The sequence below is a fragment of the Ruegeria sp. SCP10 genome, assembly GCF_040329495.1.
Lineage (GTDB): Bacteria > Pseudomonadota > Alphaproteobacteria > Rhodobacterales > Rhodobacteraceae > Ruegeria.
Genome location: NZ_JBDZYF010000073.1, coordinates 1 through 757, shown reverse-complemented (window position 1 = coordinate 757; position 757 = coordinate 1). Strand labels below are relative to the sequence as shown.

General features: G+C 56.5%; 1 pseudogene. It reads right to left on the bottom strand.

The features are described 5' to 3' along the window. Positions 1–4 precede the first annotated feature (4 nt). Positions 5–757, bottom strand: a pseudogene (locus ABLN87_RS22320) (IS5 family transposase); the annotation flags it as partial.

The window sequence follows — 757 nt, the reverse complement described above, 5'->3', positions numbered from 1 at the left end:
TAGGTCATGTTGACAAATGACGCAGCCAGAGGCGGATTGATGTGATGTCGATGAAGCCGAGGTAGCTTTCGGCTGTCTTGTCATATCGTGTTGCGACACGGCGGGTATTCTTCAGCTTGTTGAAGCAACGCTCCACCAAGTTGCGAAGGCGATAGAGTGACCGGCCGACACCGTCACGTTTCTTGCGTGATTTCCGCATGGGTATGACTGACGGCACGTTGCAGTTGTCCATGGTTTTGTGGATGCTGTCGCCATCGTACCCACGGTCTGCCAGCAGAACGCTCGCTGGGGTAGAATGTCAGCCATGACCAGATCGAAACCGAGATAGTCGGAGTCGGATGTCTGGTCTGGCGTGATTTCCGTCCTCATGGGCAAGCCATGCGCATTGACGAGGAGGTGGATCTTGGTCGTAAAGCCACCTCTTGAGCGGCCAAAACCCTGTCGCGGAGTCCCCCTTTAGCGCCCGCTGCCTGATGGTGGGCGCGGATCACGGTGCTGTCTATCATTTGTAAGGTGCTCGGGACGGCCCCGCTTTGGTTCAGAGCGTCCATGATTTGCTCCCAGAGACCCGCCAGCGTACAGCGCCGGAACTGGCGATAGACGCTTGACCATTTGCCGAACTCATCAGGCAGATCGCGCCAAGGGGCTTCGGTTCTGGCGATCCAGAAAATCCCATCAAGAACAAGACGGTGATCATGGGGTTTGCGCCCGTTTGGAGCGCGTACGTCGAGGATGAAACGCTCAAAAAACGCCCTAG